At 74.4% G+C, this 211-nt stretch carries 1 pseudogene; it reads right to left on the reverse strand.

The features are described from left to right. Positions 1 to 211, reverse strand: a pseudogene (locus tag AC5RWT_RS38260) (hypothetical protein); the annotation flags it as partial.

Raw genomic sequence — 211 nt, forward strand, 5'->3', positions numbered from 1 at the left:
ACCGGCCCTGGACGACAATGACCGCGGCCTGCTCCCGGTCCAGCTCCCCGGCGCCCATCGCCGCCAGCGTGGCGGGGAACAACCGGTGCAGGTCCGCAGCCTGGTCCAACCGGGCGCGGGCCTGCTGTTCGGGCAGACCGAGCAGGCAGCCCAGCTCCTCCGCCGCGGACGTGGCAGCCAGCAACTGCCGCTGCCGCAACGTGGTGCACCC

The sequence above is a fragment of the Arthrobacter sp. Dra40 genome (assembly GCF_059091905.1).